Raw genomic sequence first — 13,793 nt, 5'->3', positions numbered from 1 at the left:
TTGGTAAGATGGTGCCATGACCTATCTGATACCGGCACTGGCGCCCGAGGCGCATCATGAACACAGCATCGAGATCGAGAAGAGCCGCTTCATCGCCTGGCTGGCCCATGCCCCGACGCCAGAAGGCATGACGCGGCTGCTGGCTCAGGCGCATCTCGCCCACCCCAACGCACGCCATCACTGCACGGCGTTCATCGCCGGGGCACCCAATGAGCAGAATGCCATCGGCTTCTCCGATGATGGCGAGCCGGGCGGCACTGCTGGCAGGCCGATGTATCAGGTGCTCGAAGGCAGTGGCGTCGGCCAGGTGGCCTGTGTGGTGATCCGCTACTTCGGCGGCATCAAGCTGGGTACCGGTGGCCTGGCGCGCGCATACAGCCGCGCGGTGCTCGAGGCGCTCGAGCACCTGCCCACCACGACCTTCACACCGCGCACGCCCAGGCGTCTGAAAGTCGGCTTCGCCCATGAAGCCGATGTTCGCCACTGGTTGAGCAGCTACGATGTGCCGGTGGATGCCAGCGACTATGGTGCCGATGGCGTGGTGTTGACGGCGGGCTGGCCGCAAGGTGGCGCCCAGCCGCCGCTGGAAGAACTGCATGCGCGCCTCAAGGGAGCGCTGGAAGTGCTCGACTCCCGCGACTGATCTGCACCAGCGACTGACCGGCGCCAGCGCCTCCCTTTGGCTCTCCACAAACACGAACGCCATCGCCGCCCCTTGTCCGGGCGGCGATGGCGTTCGTGTTTTCACTTCTCTCAGCGGAACTGCAGGGCTTCCACCTGATTGGCGATGGCAGTCTTGGCCTCGGCCAGCGAGACGGCCCTGGGCTCATCGCCCATGCTGAGGCCTTCGGCATACACGAAGTGCTGATCCGTGATCCCCATCAGCCCGAGCATGGATTTCAGATGTGGTGTCTGGGAGTCCATTTCAGTGCCCGCGTACATGCCGCCACGCGCCGCCAGTACCAGCGCCTGCTTGCCTTCCAGCAGGCCCACCGGCCCTTTCTCGGTATAGCGGAAGGTCTCGCCGGCACGCAGCACACGATCGAACCACGCCTTCATCTGCGTCGGCAGGCCCAGATTGTAGAGCGGTGCCGCGACGACCAGCAGGTCTGCCGCTCTCAGCTCGGCCAGAAAACCATCGGACAGTGCGGCGAGCTTGCGTTGCTCGGCGCTACGCTCATCCGCCGGCGTCATCCAGGCCTGCATTTCCGCGCCATCGAGATGCGGCAGGTCACGCTCGACCAGATCATGATGCGTCAGCTGAAATGGCTGCCCGGAGGCCTCGAGCGCACTGACGAAGGATGAGGCCAGCGCACGTGAATTGCCCTTGTCGGCGAACAGGGAAGCAGACACCAGCAGGACATTGAGCGAAGCTTTTGACATGTGGAGGGTCTCCATGAAAGTGAGGCGCGATCCTGTCGACGGTGTTCGACCCGATCCGCATGCACAGCATGATAAATGAACCATTCCACACGAAAAGCGACTTAAATCGCCTACATCATTCGAAAAAAACGAACACTTAGCCAGTCGTCACCCTCATTCGACCGCCGACTGATAGCGGAACGCCTCGCCACAGCCCTTCAATTCCTGTCCCGCAATCGTCAAGGTCGCCGTCAGTGGATAGGGCGCGCCCTGCATGGAATCGAAGCAGGCGCCCGGCGCGACCACCAGCTGCAATGGCTCGCCCTGCTTGCCGCCAGCCGGGAGTTGCGCCTTGAGCACACGGCTATCGTTTGCCTCGCGGGCGACCCGATAAGGCAGCTTCACCACCTGGACACTTGACGAGCGAGCGTCAGCCTCCGCTTCTGCAGAGTGCTCGGATGCCTGCGCCTCGTGCGGCGACTCGAGCAAGCCCTGCATGGCCGTCAGCGTCAGCAGGTTGTGCTGGCTGTCGAGACTGACCTGCCAGCCGGGCTCATTGCCCTGCGCCACCAACAGCGGCTTCTGCGTCGTCGGATGAATCACGCGCCGATCATCCTGCACACATTCCAGATTGCCACGGGCATTCTGCAGCATCGCCTCGGAACCCTTGAACCACACCTCCAGCCCCTCTTCACCGGGCAACGCCTTCACATCACCAGGCGCCTTCTCGGCCGGCGATGCACCGGCATTGGCCTGATAGCGCTCGCCGGAGGCACTGACGACCCGCTCCAGGGTATAGGCATGCCGCCGTGACCACAGCCGCAACCAGTCATGCGACGCCTCGGCGTCGCCTTCACTGAAGGCCATCAACAGATCCTGCGCCGGAGTACAGCGCCACACCTGATACTCACTCGCCCGGGGCGGTGGCAGAAAGCTGGAGGGCAAGGTCACCGCAGCGGCCTTGCCCAGCGATTCCGCACTGGGCGGCGCAGGCTTCTTCGCCACCTCATGCACCACGGGGCCCGGGTCCTGCGCGGGAGCCGGCACCTTGAGCGGCGGCTGGCCAGCATCCGTCCCTGACGCGGCATCCTGACTCCACGGCAGGGAGGTACATCCCGCCAGCAGCATGGGCACCGCCAGAGGCGACAGCCGCAAGCCCGCTCGACCGGCAGCGATCATCCCTGGCGTGAGACTCGCGGCCCACCTATGGGGCAACGCACGGGAAATGGCAAAAAGACGACAGCAATGACGTGACATGATGAACCCTCCCTGGGCATGTCGGACGACAAGATGCAGCGCAGGACTCTCGCGACGAGACACTGCGGCATGGCTGGACTTCAAGGCGGAGACGGCGGCCTTCCTGGCGCACCCTGCCAAAGTCTATCAAGCGCAGTGGGGCTTGTGGGGATGGGAATGCACTGAGGGTACAAGGCGCGTGCCCTGCCGGCCTTGCATGACACCCTCCTCGCATCTGACTCCGGCGCTCTTCGTGTTCCGCCGCCCCGAGTGATACGCGAATCGCCATGAATATGAGACAGTGTCATGAGCGCCCTCGGGCAGCCGCGCGTCACGATGGTGGCCTGGCGGGGAGAAAATCCCGCTGCCACTCCCCCACTGATCCAGTCACGCGGGAGTGATTGACCCGCGCGCGGCTTGTGCCAGGACTTTCAACTTATCGTTCTCGACTTAACGTTCTCGGCTTGCCTGTCTCCACTGGCCTGTCTCAACTTGCCGTTCACAACGTACCTTTCTCACTCAACCTCTCAACATGAGCACCATTCATCATGCTTGAATTGCGCCATCTGCGTACCCTGCTGGCCCTGCGTGATGCTGGCTCGCTGGTCGAAGCCGCGGAGCGTGTCCACCTTACCCAGTCCGCCCTGTCCCATCAGCTGAAGGACCTCGAGGAGCGCCTGGGCGCGCCGCTGTTCATCCGCAAGACGCGCCCCGTGGAGTTCACCCGCGCCGGACAGCGCCTGTTGTCGCTGGCAGAGCAGGTACTGCCTCAGTTCCGCATGGCTGAGCGCGACATTGCGCGCATGGCGGGTAGCGAGCAGGGCCGGCTGCACATGGCCATCGAGTGCCATAGTTGTTTTCAGTGGCTGATGCCGACGGTGGACCGCTTCCGCGATCACTGGCCGGAGATCGAAGTCGATATCCCCTCGGGCCACAGCTTCGCTCCCCTGCAGGCATTGGGCCGCGAGCAGCTGGACCTGGTCATCACCGCCAACCCGGTGGAGATGACCGGCATCCAGTACATTCCGCTGTTCCGCTATGAGGTCATGCTGGCCGTGGCACGCCAGCATGCACTGGCCATCAAGGGCCACGTGGAGCCGCAGGACCTGTGCGACGAGACCTTGATCATCTATCCGGTCGAGCATGATCGCCTGGACGTCTTCACCCAGTTCCTCGAACCGGCCAACGTGAGCCCGCGCGAGATCCGCAGCGCCGAGATGACGGTGATGATGATGCAGCTGGTCGCCAGCGGCCGCGGCGTCACGGCGCTCCCCAACTGGGCGCTGGCCGAGTACCTGACGCGCGATTACGTGCGCGGCCTGTCGCTGGGCGACGGAGTCTGGGCGACACTCTACGCCGCCGTCAGAGAAGATCTGCTCGGCACGCCGTGGATGGACGACTTCCTGCGTACCGCCCGTGAGACATCATTCGAGGTGCTGAGTGGCGTGAAGCCTGCCTGATACCCGGGCCTCAGCGCTTACGAGGAATGGATACACGAAAGCCCCATCACTCGACAGGCCGCAAGGCATCGATTGGTGGGGCTTTCGTGTATCTGCTGATCACTGCTTGTTCGCGCCATATCACTACGGCTACGCAAAAGACTTTTCTTCAGCACAAACAGAACCGCCCCAGCATGAGCTGGGGCGGTTCTTGACATCTATCATCTCAAGCGGAAAGCATTCCGCAATGAGTGATGATCAGTCGATAGCCTTGACGTTGGCTGCCTGCAGGCCTTTCTGGCCCTGGGTCACGTCGAAGGAGACCTGCTGGCCGTCCTGCAGGGTCTTGAAGCCATCAGCCTGGACTTCGGAGAAGTGAACGAACAGATCGTCACCACCGTCAGCCGGAGCGATGAAACCAAAACCTTTAGCGTCGTTGAACCACTTAACTGTACCTGTAGCCATGAGAAATTCCTCTCTGATTAGCATGTTTGAAATAACGGGCATTACCCGAAGAGCGTGGGCAAAGCAAAACCATGCATCAAATCAGCGAGGCTTCTCGGGGCGCTCAAGGCGATTTACCGAGCAGCACAGGCGACTGAGTGGTGCGTCTTGCTATCCAACAGGGGCTACATTGCACGCTAACCCATGATCACGTCAAGCCTTTTCGACAATCACTTCACACAGTCGCCAATCGATGCCACTCCAGCCAGGTCAGAAATCCCCCTTCCGGCAGCTGCAGATTCGGCGCATCGGTCCCCAGCAGCAGGCGGTCTCCCTCGAGCGTAACGCGCCGCACAAGCGTCACCTCATCCCAATCGGCGATCGTGGCCAGCGACAGATGATGGCAGACCTCCTCCCGCTCACTGTCCCACTGCCAGCGCCCACAGTAGGCAAAGCCCTCACGAAAGGCGGCGACCAGCTGATCATCCGTCGGCGCCATCCCCAGAGGCTGGCGCTCACAGGACACCAGCTGCACGCTCATATAGCCATTGGCCATGTAATGCAGCTGGCCCTTGCACTCGCCCAGCGGCTCCAGCTCGCGTCCATCCGGCCAGGCATACCAGAAACGCTCGAGCCGCCACGCGCCGATCAAGTCAGGATGCAGTGACAAGGAAGATTCCCGCATGGCCGATTCCTCAAACGGTCGTGATCAGGTGGCGTGCTCGTCCTGGAGTGACGGCGGCTTGACCGGCGGCAAGGGCACAGGCGCCTTGCGTTCCAGCTGGCTGGAGGTCAGTGGCAGCAACAGGCTGAAGCGCGCGCCCTTGAGCGACCTGCCCTTGTCAACCACCACGCTGCCGCCGTGGGAATGCAGGATCTTCTGCACGATGGAGAGCCCCAGCCCGTAGCCGCCGGAGGCACGCGTACGCGAATCATCCAGGCGCGCGAAGGGCTTGAAGACCTTCTTGCGATCTTCCTCGTTGATGCCGGGGCCATCGTCCTCGACATCAAGCCTGACCACCTGCGGGTCACTGGTGATGCGCACCAGTACACGGGAATCCGCGTGCCGGCAGGCATTGGAGACCAGATTCTGCAGCGCCCGCTGCAGATAGCGTGCCTCGGCCTCGACCTCCAGCGCCTCGCCCTCGATGCTCAGCAGCAATTCAGGATGCAGCGGCGCCAGCGTCTCGCAGACCTGCTCCGCGATCTCGCGGCAATCCACCATGCCGAGGTCCAGCTGGATACCGGCGGCATTGTTGAGGCGTGCGTAGGTCAGGATCTCGTCGATCAGCTTGTCGAGTTCCTCGATGTCGCCGTCTGCGCCCTTTATCTGACGCTGGACGAAATCATCATCGACCATGTCCTCGATCATCTGCAGCGCGAAGCGGATACGTGCCACCGGCGTGCGCAATTCATGCGAGACCGCCCGAATCATGTCCTGCTGCGCGCCCAGCAACCCCTGCACCCGCTCGGCCATGCCATTGAAGGCCATACCGAGACGCCCGAGAAAGTCATTGGACTCGATGCGCACCCGCGTATCGAGATAGCCGCCCGCGATGCGGGTCGCGGCCTTTTCCAGACGCGTCAGGCGCGCCTCCAGTGAACGCACCACCAGATAGATGACGCCGCCCAGCAGACTGATGACCGCCAGTATCATGGCGATGATCAAGGCCGGCGGTGTCGTCTCGAAGCCGCGGATGGGCCCGACCTTGAGCATGGCGCGGTCACCCAGTCGAGTATAGAGCGCCATCGCCTGACCGTGACTGGCCACGTTGAGCACCACTCGACCGGCCTCCAGGCGACTGGCCTGCTGCGCATCGAGATTCTGCGGAATGTCCGGCAGCAGCGCGAAGGAAAGACCGGAGGCCTGCTGCAGCTGGGCCAGCAAGTCGCTGCGCTGCTCGGCATTCATGGGTTGCAGGGTGTCATGCAGCGACACCATCAACCCGCGCAACTGCCGCTCCGCGAGATGCAGCAGCCGGAATTCCAGCACTCTCTCTTCGCCCGGCACCGCCATCAGCAGCTGCCAGCCGGCGTCATCATGTGGCCGCACCAGCGGCCGCCCGGCCTCAAGGCGGCGCTGCTCCCACCAGCTGAGGTCAAAGACCGCCGCCGGTGCCAGCAACAACCGCCCATCCAGCAGCCGGGCGGTCCGATTGAGGAAGGCCCCGCGCTCAGCCTCCGGCGTGGCCGCGATCTGGCTCACCAGCAGGCGCATCGGCGCTGCGCCCAGACGCGTCTGGTAGGCCTCCAGCCGGACCATGTTGGTCAGCTGAAAGCCACCCAGCGCGATGCCCAGCGTGAGCACCAATGCCACCAGCAAGGCGACATAGACACGCAGGAAGATGCTGTCGGAGAGAGCCCGGCGCATCGTCTAGAGGTCCTTGACGAACAGGTATCCCTTGCTGCGCACCGTCTTGATCCGCTCAGGATGATTGGGGTCATCGCCAATCTTGGGGCGGATGCGCGAGACACGCACGTCGATGGAGCGGTCCTGGCCGTCGTACTTGATGCCGCGCAGCGCAGAGAAGATTTCCTCGCGCGTCAGCACGCGACCCGCGTTCGAGGACAGCAGCCACAGCAGGTCGAACTCGGCACTGGTCAGCTCGATGCGCTCGCGCGCCAACCATGCCTCACGGGTGGCGTTGTCGATCTCGAGATCATTGAACACCAGGCGCGTCTCACCGGCGGCCACTTCGGGGCCATCGGCGCGACGCAGCAAGGCCCGCATGCGTGCAAGCAATACACGCGGCTGCACCGGCTTGGGCACGTAATCGTCGGCGCCCATCTCCAGGCCCAGCACCTGATCCATGTCATCGGTACGCGCCGTCAGCATCAGGATCGGCCCGGCGAACTGAGGCCGCACGCGGCGACAGATGGACAGGCCATCCTCGCCCGGCAGCATCAGGTCCAGAATCACGATGTCGGGGCGCAGACTGATGATCAGGTCCACCGCCCGCGCGCCGTCATTCTCGACGCTCACGCGGAAGTTGTTGGCTTCGAGGTATTCGCGCGTCAGTGTCGCCAGACGCTCGTCATCCTCAACAATCAATACATGTTCTTGCGCATTGGTATCCAAGGGCATTCCATCCGCATCGTTGGGTCAACGTGGCCAGCAGCTCACAAGCAGTTACTTTCCTGTGCCACGTCGTAACCTTTTCAGGGTGATTTGTCACGAATGATACGCCAATTTGGGCGTTTACGCGCCAGCAGCGCAGGCACCATCTGCATTGGCGGAGTGCAGAAAATTTAACACCTGAACTCTTGACATCCCCCAGCGACAAGGCCGGATTTTCAACCACACCTTACCCACAAGTTATCCACTTGCACGCCCCACCAAACAACACTATCTTGTGTCCAAAATCAGCTCACACCCCATATGTAGGGTTTTGGCGACGTCGACACCCATAGATCATGGCGACGATTGTCAAGCCCCGAAAGCATGAATCAGCGTATGGGAAGGCAGTCACGCAAGGCTGCTGGAACCGTGTCTCATGAACGCTATCAGGCTCAGCCCGGGCGCCGATTGCCCCGCCTGAGCCTGATCGAGTTTCTCGACGACAAGGCTGACGACGACAGAATATCCCCGGGCGCAGGCAGGATTTCCAGCCTGCGCCCCGATACGAATTGCCCTCGAGCCCTAACGGGCAACGATTCACCTTCAGACGATTCAGGAAGGCGTCATGGATTCCACTTTCAGCACCGATCAGGCGACAGTCGACGTGACTGCCCCCCAGCGCCTGCGCGTCATCAAGCGCAATGGCGATGTTGCGGCCTTCGACGCCAGCAAGATCTCCGTCGCTCTCTCCAAGGCGTTCATCGCCGTGGAAGGCGATCAGGTCGAGTCCAGCTCGCGCATCCGCGACCTGGTTCAGCAGCTGACCAGCCAGATCACCGACGCCTTCCAGCGTCGCATGCCTGACGGTGGCACCCTGCACATCGAAGACATCCAGGATCAGGTCGAGCTGGCGCTGATGCGTTCCGGCGAGCACAAGGTCGCCCGTGCCTATGTGCTGTACCGCGATGAGCACGCTCGTGCCCGCAGCGCCCAGAGCGAAGGGATCGCCAAGCCGCACCCGACCATCAACGTCACGCACCTCGACGGCAGCGTGCGTCCGCTGGATCTGGGCCGTATCGAGACCCTCGTCTTCGATGCCTGTGCCGAGCTTTCCAACGTCGATGCCCAGAAGATCGTCGATGACTCCCTGAAGAATCTGTACGACGGCGTGCCGGTCGATGGCGTATCCACCGCGCTGATGATGACCGCGCGCACGCTGGTCGAGAAGGACCCGAACTACACCTACGTCACCGCCCGCCTGCTGCAGGACAACCTGCGCCGCGAAGCCCTGAGCTTCCTCAAGGTCGCTGACGAGGCTACCTTCGGCGAGATGAAGGACCACTACCCGGTCGCCTTCAAGGCCTACATCGAGAGCGGTATCGCCTTCGAGCAGCTGGACGAGCAACTGGCCACCTTCGATCTGGAGCGTCTCGGCGCGGCCATCGACCACACGCGTGACAACCAGTTCACCTATCTCGGCCTGCAGACCCTGTACGACCGCTACTTCCTGCACCAGAACGACGTCCGCTATGAGCTGCCGCAGGTCATGTTCATGCGTGTCGCCATGGGCCTGTCCCTGAACGAGGAAGACCGCGAAGGTCGTGCCATCGAGTTCTACGAGCTGCTGTCCAGCTTCGACTACATGGCTTCCACGCCGACGCTGTTCAACGCCGGTACCCGTCGCAGCCAGCTGTCCAGCTGCTACCTGACCACCGTGCCGGACGCCCTCGACGGCATCTACGGCGCCATCCGCGACAACGCCATGCTCTCCAAGTGGGCGGGGGGTCTCGGCAATGACTGGACGCCGGTGCGTGCACTGGGCTCCTACATCAAGGGCACCAACGGCAAGTCCCAGGGCGTCGTGCCCTTCCTGAAGGTCGTCAACGACACCGCCGTTGCCGTCAATCAGGGTGGCAAGCGCAAGGGCGCCGTCTGTGCCTATCTGGAAACCTGGCACATGGACGTCGAGGAATTCCTCGACCTGCGCAAGAACACCGGTGATGACCGTCGTCGTACCCACGACATGAACACCGCCAACTGGGTGCCGGACCTCTTCATGAAGCGTGTCTTCGATGACACCGAGTGGACCCTGTTCTCGCCGTCCGACTGCCCGGACCTCCACGACCTGTACGGCGCGGCCTTCCAGGCGCGTTACGAGCAGTACGAGGAGATGACCCGTCAGGGCCAGCTGAAGCTGTTCAAGCGCGTCAAGGCACGTGATCTGTGGCGCAAGATGCTCTCCATGCTGTTCGAGACCGGCCACCCGTGGATCACCTTCAAGGACCCGTGCAACCTGCGCAGCCCGCAGCAGCACGCCGGTGTCGTGCACTCGTCCAACCTGTGCACCGAGATCACCCTCAACACCTCCGAGGACGAGATCGCGGTCTGCAACCTGGGCTCGATCAACCTGGCGCAGCACGTCATCGACGGCAAGCTGGATGGCGACAAGCTCAAGAAGTCGGTGCGTACCGCCGTGCGCATGCTCGATAACGTCATCGACATCAACTACTACGCCGTACCGCAGGCACGTCGCTCCAACATGCGTCACCGCCCGGTCGGCCTCGGTATCATGGGCTTCCAGGATGCGCTCTACGCGCAGTCCATCGCCTATGCCTCCGAAGAAGCCGTGACCTTCGCCGACGAATCCATGGAACTCGTCAGCTATCACGCCATCGAAGCTTCCAGTGATCTGGCCGCCGAGCGTGGTCGTTACGAAAGCTTCGACGGCTCTCTGTGGAGTCAGGGCATTCTGCCGATCGATTCCATCGAGAAACTCAAGACCGAGCGTGGCGCCGACTACATCGAGATGGACGAAAGCCAGACTCAGGACTGGGACTACATCCGCGAGAAGGTCCGCACCCAGGGCATGCGCAACTCCAACGTGATGGCGATCGCGCCGACCGCGACGATCTCCAACATCTGTGGTGTCTCGCAGTCCATCGAACCGACCTACCAGAACCTGTTCGTCAAATCGAACCTGTCTGGCGAGTTCACCGTGGTCAACGCCTACATGGTCAACGACCTCAAGGCGCGCGGCCTGTGGGACGAGGTCATGATCAACGACCTCAAGTACTACGACGGCAGCGTGCAGCCGATCGAGCGCATCCCGGAAGACCTCAAGGCGCTGTACGCCAACGCCTTCGAAGTCGAGCCGAAGTGGATCGTCGAAGCCGCCTCGCGTCGTCAGAAGTGGATCGATCAGGCCCAGTCCCTGAACCTGTACATCCAGGGCGTGTCCGGCAAGAAGCTGGACGTGACCTACCGCATGGCATGGTTCCGTGGCCTCAAGACCACCTATTACCTCCGTGCTCTGGGTGCGACCGCCGTGGAGAAATCCACCGTCGATCGCAGCAAGCACAACGCCGTCGGCAATGCACCGACTCCGGCACCGGCTCCCGCGCCGACCCCGGCACCGGAAGCCAAGCCGGAACCGCGCGGCATCGAAGACTTCCTGCAGGGCAAGAGCGGCCAGCGCGCCCCCTCCGCCAGCAACATCGATGAGTTGGGCTGTGAGGCCTGTCAGTAAGCGATTGCGCCAGACCCGAGTCCGCTGACGCTGACTCACCGCCTGCCAGGACACACCTTGCAGGCGGATTGCGGCAAATCCACAAGACCGAGCCCCGCTCGGTCTTGTGCCGCCACCAACAATCACTGCCTCCTGACATTCCCTCGAAACAAGCCCGGGCCTGACTCCCTGTGGGAGCCACGCCACTCGATGGAGCTCGCGTCGTAGAACGCACCGCCCCTGCCTTTTCGTCACGCTGACTGCCCGCGTGACCATCACCGAACACGAGGAACGCAACATGTTGAACTGGGACGATTTCCACGAAGACGAAGCCCCCGCCGCCGAGAAGCCGGCGACGGCCAAACCGGCGCCGCAGGCCGAAGCTCCCGCCGCTGCCCCGGCGGCTGACGCTGTCGTCGCGAGCGAGAACAGCGAAGGCTACGCGATCAGCGATGCCGAGCGCCTCGCGCGCGCCCAGCAGGCGCTGGACGATCTCGACGTAGCCAAGGGTCTGGAAGAACTGGAAATGGGTGCCCAGCGCATTCAGGTCGACGAGAAGCGCATGATCAATGCGCGCGCCGACGTCAACCAGCTGGTGCCCTTCAAGTACGACTGGGCATGGCAGAAGTACCTCGACGGCTCCGCGAACCACTGGATGCCGCAGGAAGTGAACATGAACGCGGACATCGCGCTGTGGAAGAGCCAGGACGGCCTGACCGAAGACGAGCGCCTGATCGTGATGCGCTCGCTGGGTTACTTCTCCACTGCCGACTCGCTGGTCGCCAACAACCTGGTGCTGGCCGTCTACAAGAACATCACCAACCCGGAGTGCCGCCAGTACCTGCTGCGTCAGGCCTTCGAAGAGGCGATCCACACCCACGCCTACCAGTACTGCATCGAGTCACTGGGCATGGACGAAGGCGAAGTCTTCAACATGTACCGTGAAGTGGACTCCGTGGCGCGCAAGTCCGCCTGGAGCCTCAAGCACACCCAGGCGCTGGCGCGTGCCGACTTCCACACCGGTACACCGGAAGCGGACCAGGAATTCCTGCGCAACCTGATCGGCTTCTACGCCGTCACCGAAGGCATCTTCTTCTACTGCGGCTTCTCCCAGATCCTGTCCATGGGTCGTCGCAACAAGATGACCGGCGTCGCTGAGCAGTTCCAGTACATCCTGCGTGACGAGTCCATGCACCTGAACTTCGGCATCGACGTGATCAACCAGATCAAGGTCGAGAACCCGCACCTGTGGACCGCCGAATTCCAGGACGAAGTCACCCAGATGATTCTGGAAGGCACCCAGCTCGAGATCGAATACGCGCGTGACACCATGCCGCGCGGCGTGCTGGGCATGAACGCGGCCATCATGGAGGAATACCTCCACTTCATCTGCAACCGTCGCCTCGCGCAGCTGGGCCTCAAGGAGCAGTTCCCGGGCGCCAAGAACCCGTTCCCGTGGATGTCCGAGATCATCGACCTGCGCAAGGAGAAGAACTTCTTCGAGACGCGCGTCACCGAATATCAGGTCGGCGGTGCCCTGAGCTGGGATTGATCGCTGATCACTCCCCCTCCCAGAGACAGGCACGCGACTGACGCCTGCCTCTGCTGAGCACCCCAACGGGCCATGTCATTGATATGGCCCGTTTTTGCGTCCAGCGCCCGCACAGGGTAGGCTTCGCGCCGTCCCGACTCTCCCCGGCTTCACGTGAAAGGAACGAACATGCAACTCGGTATCATCGGACTCGGCCGCATGGGCGGCAATATCGCTCGTCGCTTGATGCGCAATGGCCACGAAGTGGTCGCCCATGATCGTGACGCGGCAATCGCCCAGTCACTGGTCGCCGACGGTGCGACGCACGTCGATAGCCTCGTGGAACTGGTTCAGCAGCTCGAGGCGCCGCGCGCCGTCTGGGTCATGCTGCCGGCGGGCGAGATCACCGAGCAGACCATCGCCACGCTGGCCGAGCTGATGGAAGCCGGCGACACCATCATCGATGGCGGCAACACCTTCTACAAGGACGACATCCGCCGTGCCACGGCCCTCAAGCTGAAGGGCCTGAACTACGTCGATGTGGGCACTTCCGGCGGCGTGTGGGGCCTGGAGCGCGGCTACTGCATGATGATCGGCGCCGAGAAGGCCGTGTTCGAGCATCTCGAGCCGCTGTTCGATACCCTCGCCCCGGGCTATGGCGATCTCGAGCGCACCAAGGGCCGCAACGCCCCAGACGAGCGCGCCGAGCGCGGCTACATCCACGCCGGCCCGGTCGGTGCCGGTCACTACGTGAAGATGGTCCACAACGGCATCGAATACGGCCTGATGCAGGCCTACGCCGAGGGCTTCGAGCTGATGCAGAGCAAGGGCTCCGATGCCCTGCCGGAAGATCAGCGCTTCGACCTCAATCTGGCCGATATCGCCGAAGTGTGGCGTCGTGGCAGCGTGGTGTCTTCCTGGCTGCTCGATCTGACCGCCCAGGCCCTGGCCGGTGACGAGCGTCTGGACCACTACAGCGGTGCCGTCTCCGACAGTGGCGAAGGCCGCTGGACCGTCGATGCCGCCGTCGAACAGGGTGTCGCCGTGCCGGTGCTGGCCAATGCGCTGTTCTCGCGCTTCAGCTCACGCAAGGAAAACACCTACGCCAACCGCCTGCTGTCGGCGATGCGCTTCGGCTTCGGTGGCCATGTCGAGCCGCCCAGGAAAGACTGAGCACCTGCTCTGACACGCCAGACGTGAAACGCCCCGCTCATGGAG

The 13,793-nt window shown here is 62.8% G+C and carries 11 protein-coding genes; 5 read left to right on the top strand and 6 right to left on the bottom strand.

All coding sequences use genetic code 11. The features are described from left to right. Nucleotides 1-16: 16 nt before the first annotated feature. Nucleotides 17-643: a YigZ family protein gene (locus MKZ40_RS11800; protein ID WP_175089949.1), complete on the top strand. Its 627-nt coding sequence runs from the start codon at nt 17-19 to the stop codon at nt 641-643. 110 nt (nt 644-753) lie between these two features. Here MKZ40_RS11800 and MKZ40_RS11795 read toward each other — a convergent pair whose 3' ends face one another. Together MKZ40_RS11795 and MKZ40_RS11790 are read right to left on the bottom strand one after the other, a co-directional pair. After that, entirely contained in the window at nt 754-1,383 is a 630-nt protein-coding gene (locus MKZ40_RS11795) for an NAD(P)H-dependent oxidoreductase (protein WP_175089951.1), read from the bottom strand. Nucleotides 1,384-1,536: 153 nt separating this feature from the next. Beyond that, on the bottom strand, nt 1,537-2,517 hold the full coding sequence (locus MKZ40_RS11790; protein ID WP_175089954.1) for an MliC family protein: 981 nt from the start codon (nt 2,515-2,517) through the stop codon (nt 1,537-1,539). A 629-nt stretch (nt 2,518-3,146) separates the two neighbouring features. On the opposite strand from MKZ40_RS11790, the gene MKZ40_RS11785 reads away from it, so the two are divergent. After that, the gene (locus MKZ40_RS11785; RefSeq protein ID WP_054555293.1) at nt 3,147-4,058 is read left to right on the top strand and encodes a LysR family transcriptional regulator; all 912 of its coding nucleotides are present in this window, start codon (nt 3,147-3,149) and stop codon (nt 4,056-4,058) included. Nucleotides 4,059-4,295: 237 nt separating this feature from the next. Here the strand turns inward: MKZ40_RS11785 and MKZ40_RS11780 are convergent, their stop codons facing one another. The 4 genes from MKZ40_RS11780 to MKZ40_RS11765 all read right to left on the bottom strand — a co-directional run bounded on the left by MKZ40_RS11780 (nt 4,296) and on the right by MKZ40_RS11765 (nt 7,566). Continuing rightward, complete coding sequence (locus MKZ40_RS11780) at nt 4,296-4,502, bottom strand: cold-shock protein (RefSeq protein ID WP_043333698.1); 207 nt, start codon at nt 4,500-4,502, stop codon at nt 4,296-4,298. Between the two features lie 214 nt (nt 4,503-4,716). Then, nucleotides 4,717-5,166 carry a lipocalin-like domain-containing protein gene (locus MKZ40_RS11775; protein WP_043333697.1) on the bottom strand — a complete coding sequence of 150 codons (450 nt, stop codon included), beginning with the start codon at nt 5,164-5,166 and terminating at the stop codon, nt 4,717-4,719. Between the two features lie 24 nt (nt 5,167-5,190). Further along, nucleotides 5,191-6,852, bottom strand: a complete 1,662-nt coding sequence (locus MKZ40_RS11770) for an ATP-binding protein (protein WP_175089956.1) — start codon at nt 6,850-6,852, stop codon at nt 5,191-5,193. 3 nt (nt 6,853-6,855) lie between these two features. Beyond that, nucleotides 6,856-7,566, bottom strand: coding sequence for a response regulator (locus MKZ40_RS11765; RefSeq protein ID WP_043334706.1), 711 nt, complete (start codon nt 7,564-7,566; stop codon nt 6,856-6,858). 598 nt (nt 7,567-8,164) lie between these two features. Between MKZ40_RS11765 and MKZ40_RS11760 the strand changes: the two genes are divergently transcribed. From MKZ40_RS11760 to gnd, 3 genes are all read left to right on the top strand, one after another. Then, a complete protein-coding gene (locus tag MKZ40_RS11760; protein ID WP_054555290.1) occupies nt 8,165-11,065 on the top strand; it encodes a ribonucleoside-diphosphate reductase subunit alpha in 2,901 nt (966 codons plus the stop codon). Between the two features lie 277 nt (nt 11,066-11,342). After that, nucleotides 11,343-12,596 (top strand): ribonucleotide-diphosphate reductase subunit beta, encoded by a 1,254-nt coding sequence (locus tag MKZ40_RS11755; protein WP_175089958.1) that lies wholly within the window; start codon nt 11,343-11,345, stop codon nt 12,594-12,596. 168 nt (nt 12,597-12,764) lie between these two features. Then, nucleotides 12,765-13,748, top strand: a complete 984-nt coding sequence (gene gnd / locus MKZ40_RS11750; RefSeq protein ID WP_043334711.1) for a phosphogluconate dehydrogenase (NAD(+)-dependent, decarboxylating) — start codon at nt 12,765-12,767, stop codon at nt 13,746-13,748. Nucleotides 13,749-13,793 lie beyond the last annotated feature (45 nt).

The organism is Cobetia sp. BMC6 (genome assembly GCF_029991385.1).
Classification (GTDB): Bacteria; Pseudomonadota; Gammaproteobacteria; order Pseudomonadales; family Halomonadaceae; genus Cobetia.
The sequence above is the reverse complement of the archived record's forward strand: the minus strand, read 5'-3'. Positions and strand labels throughout refer to the sequence as shown.

Coding starts and splice junctions, on each gene's coding strand:
- MKZ40_RS11800 (WP_175089949.1), top strand. CDS start 17: ATGACCTATCTGATACCGGCACTGGCGCCCGAGGCGCATCATGAACAC.
- MKZ40_RS11795 (WP_175089951.1), bottom strand. CDS start 1,383: ATGTCAAAAGCTTCGCTCAATGTCCTGCTGGTGTCTGCTTCCCTGTTC.
- MKZ40_RS11785 (WP_054555293.1), top strand. CDS start 3,147: ATGCTTGAATTGCGCCATCTGCGTACCCTGCTGGCCCTGCGTGATGCT.
- MKZ40_RS11780 (WP_043333698.1), bottom strand. CDS start 4,502: ATGGCTACAGGTACAGTTAAGTGGTTCAACGACGCTAAAGGTTTTGGT.
- MKZ40_RS11775 (WP_043333697.1), bottom strand. CDS start 5,166: ATGCGGGAATCTTCCTTGTCACTGCATCCTGACTTGATCGGCGCGTGG.
- MKZ40_RS11770 (WP_175089956.1), bottom strand. CDS start 6,852: ATGCGCCGGGCTCTCTCCGACAGCATCTTCCTGCGTGTCTATGTCGCC.
- MKZ40_RS11765 (WP_043334706.1), bottom strand. CDS start 7,566: ATGCCCTTGGATACCAATGCGCAAGAACATGTATTGATTGTTGAGGAT.
- MKZ40_RS11760 (WP_054555290.1), top strand. CDS start 8,165: ATGGATTCCACTTTCAGCACCGATCAGGCGACAGTCGACGTGACTGCC.
- MKZ40_RS11755 (WP_175089958.1), top strand. CDS start 11,343: ATGTTGAACTGGGACGATTTCCACGAAGACGAAGCCCCCGCCGCCGAG.
- gnd (WP_043334711.1), top strand. CDS start 12,765: ATGCAACTCGGTATCATCGGACTCGGCCGCATGGGCGGCAATATCGCT.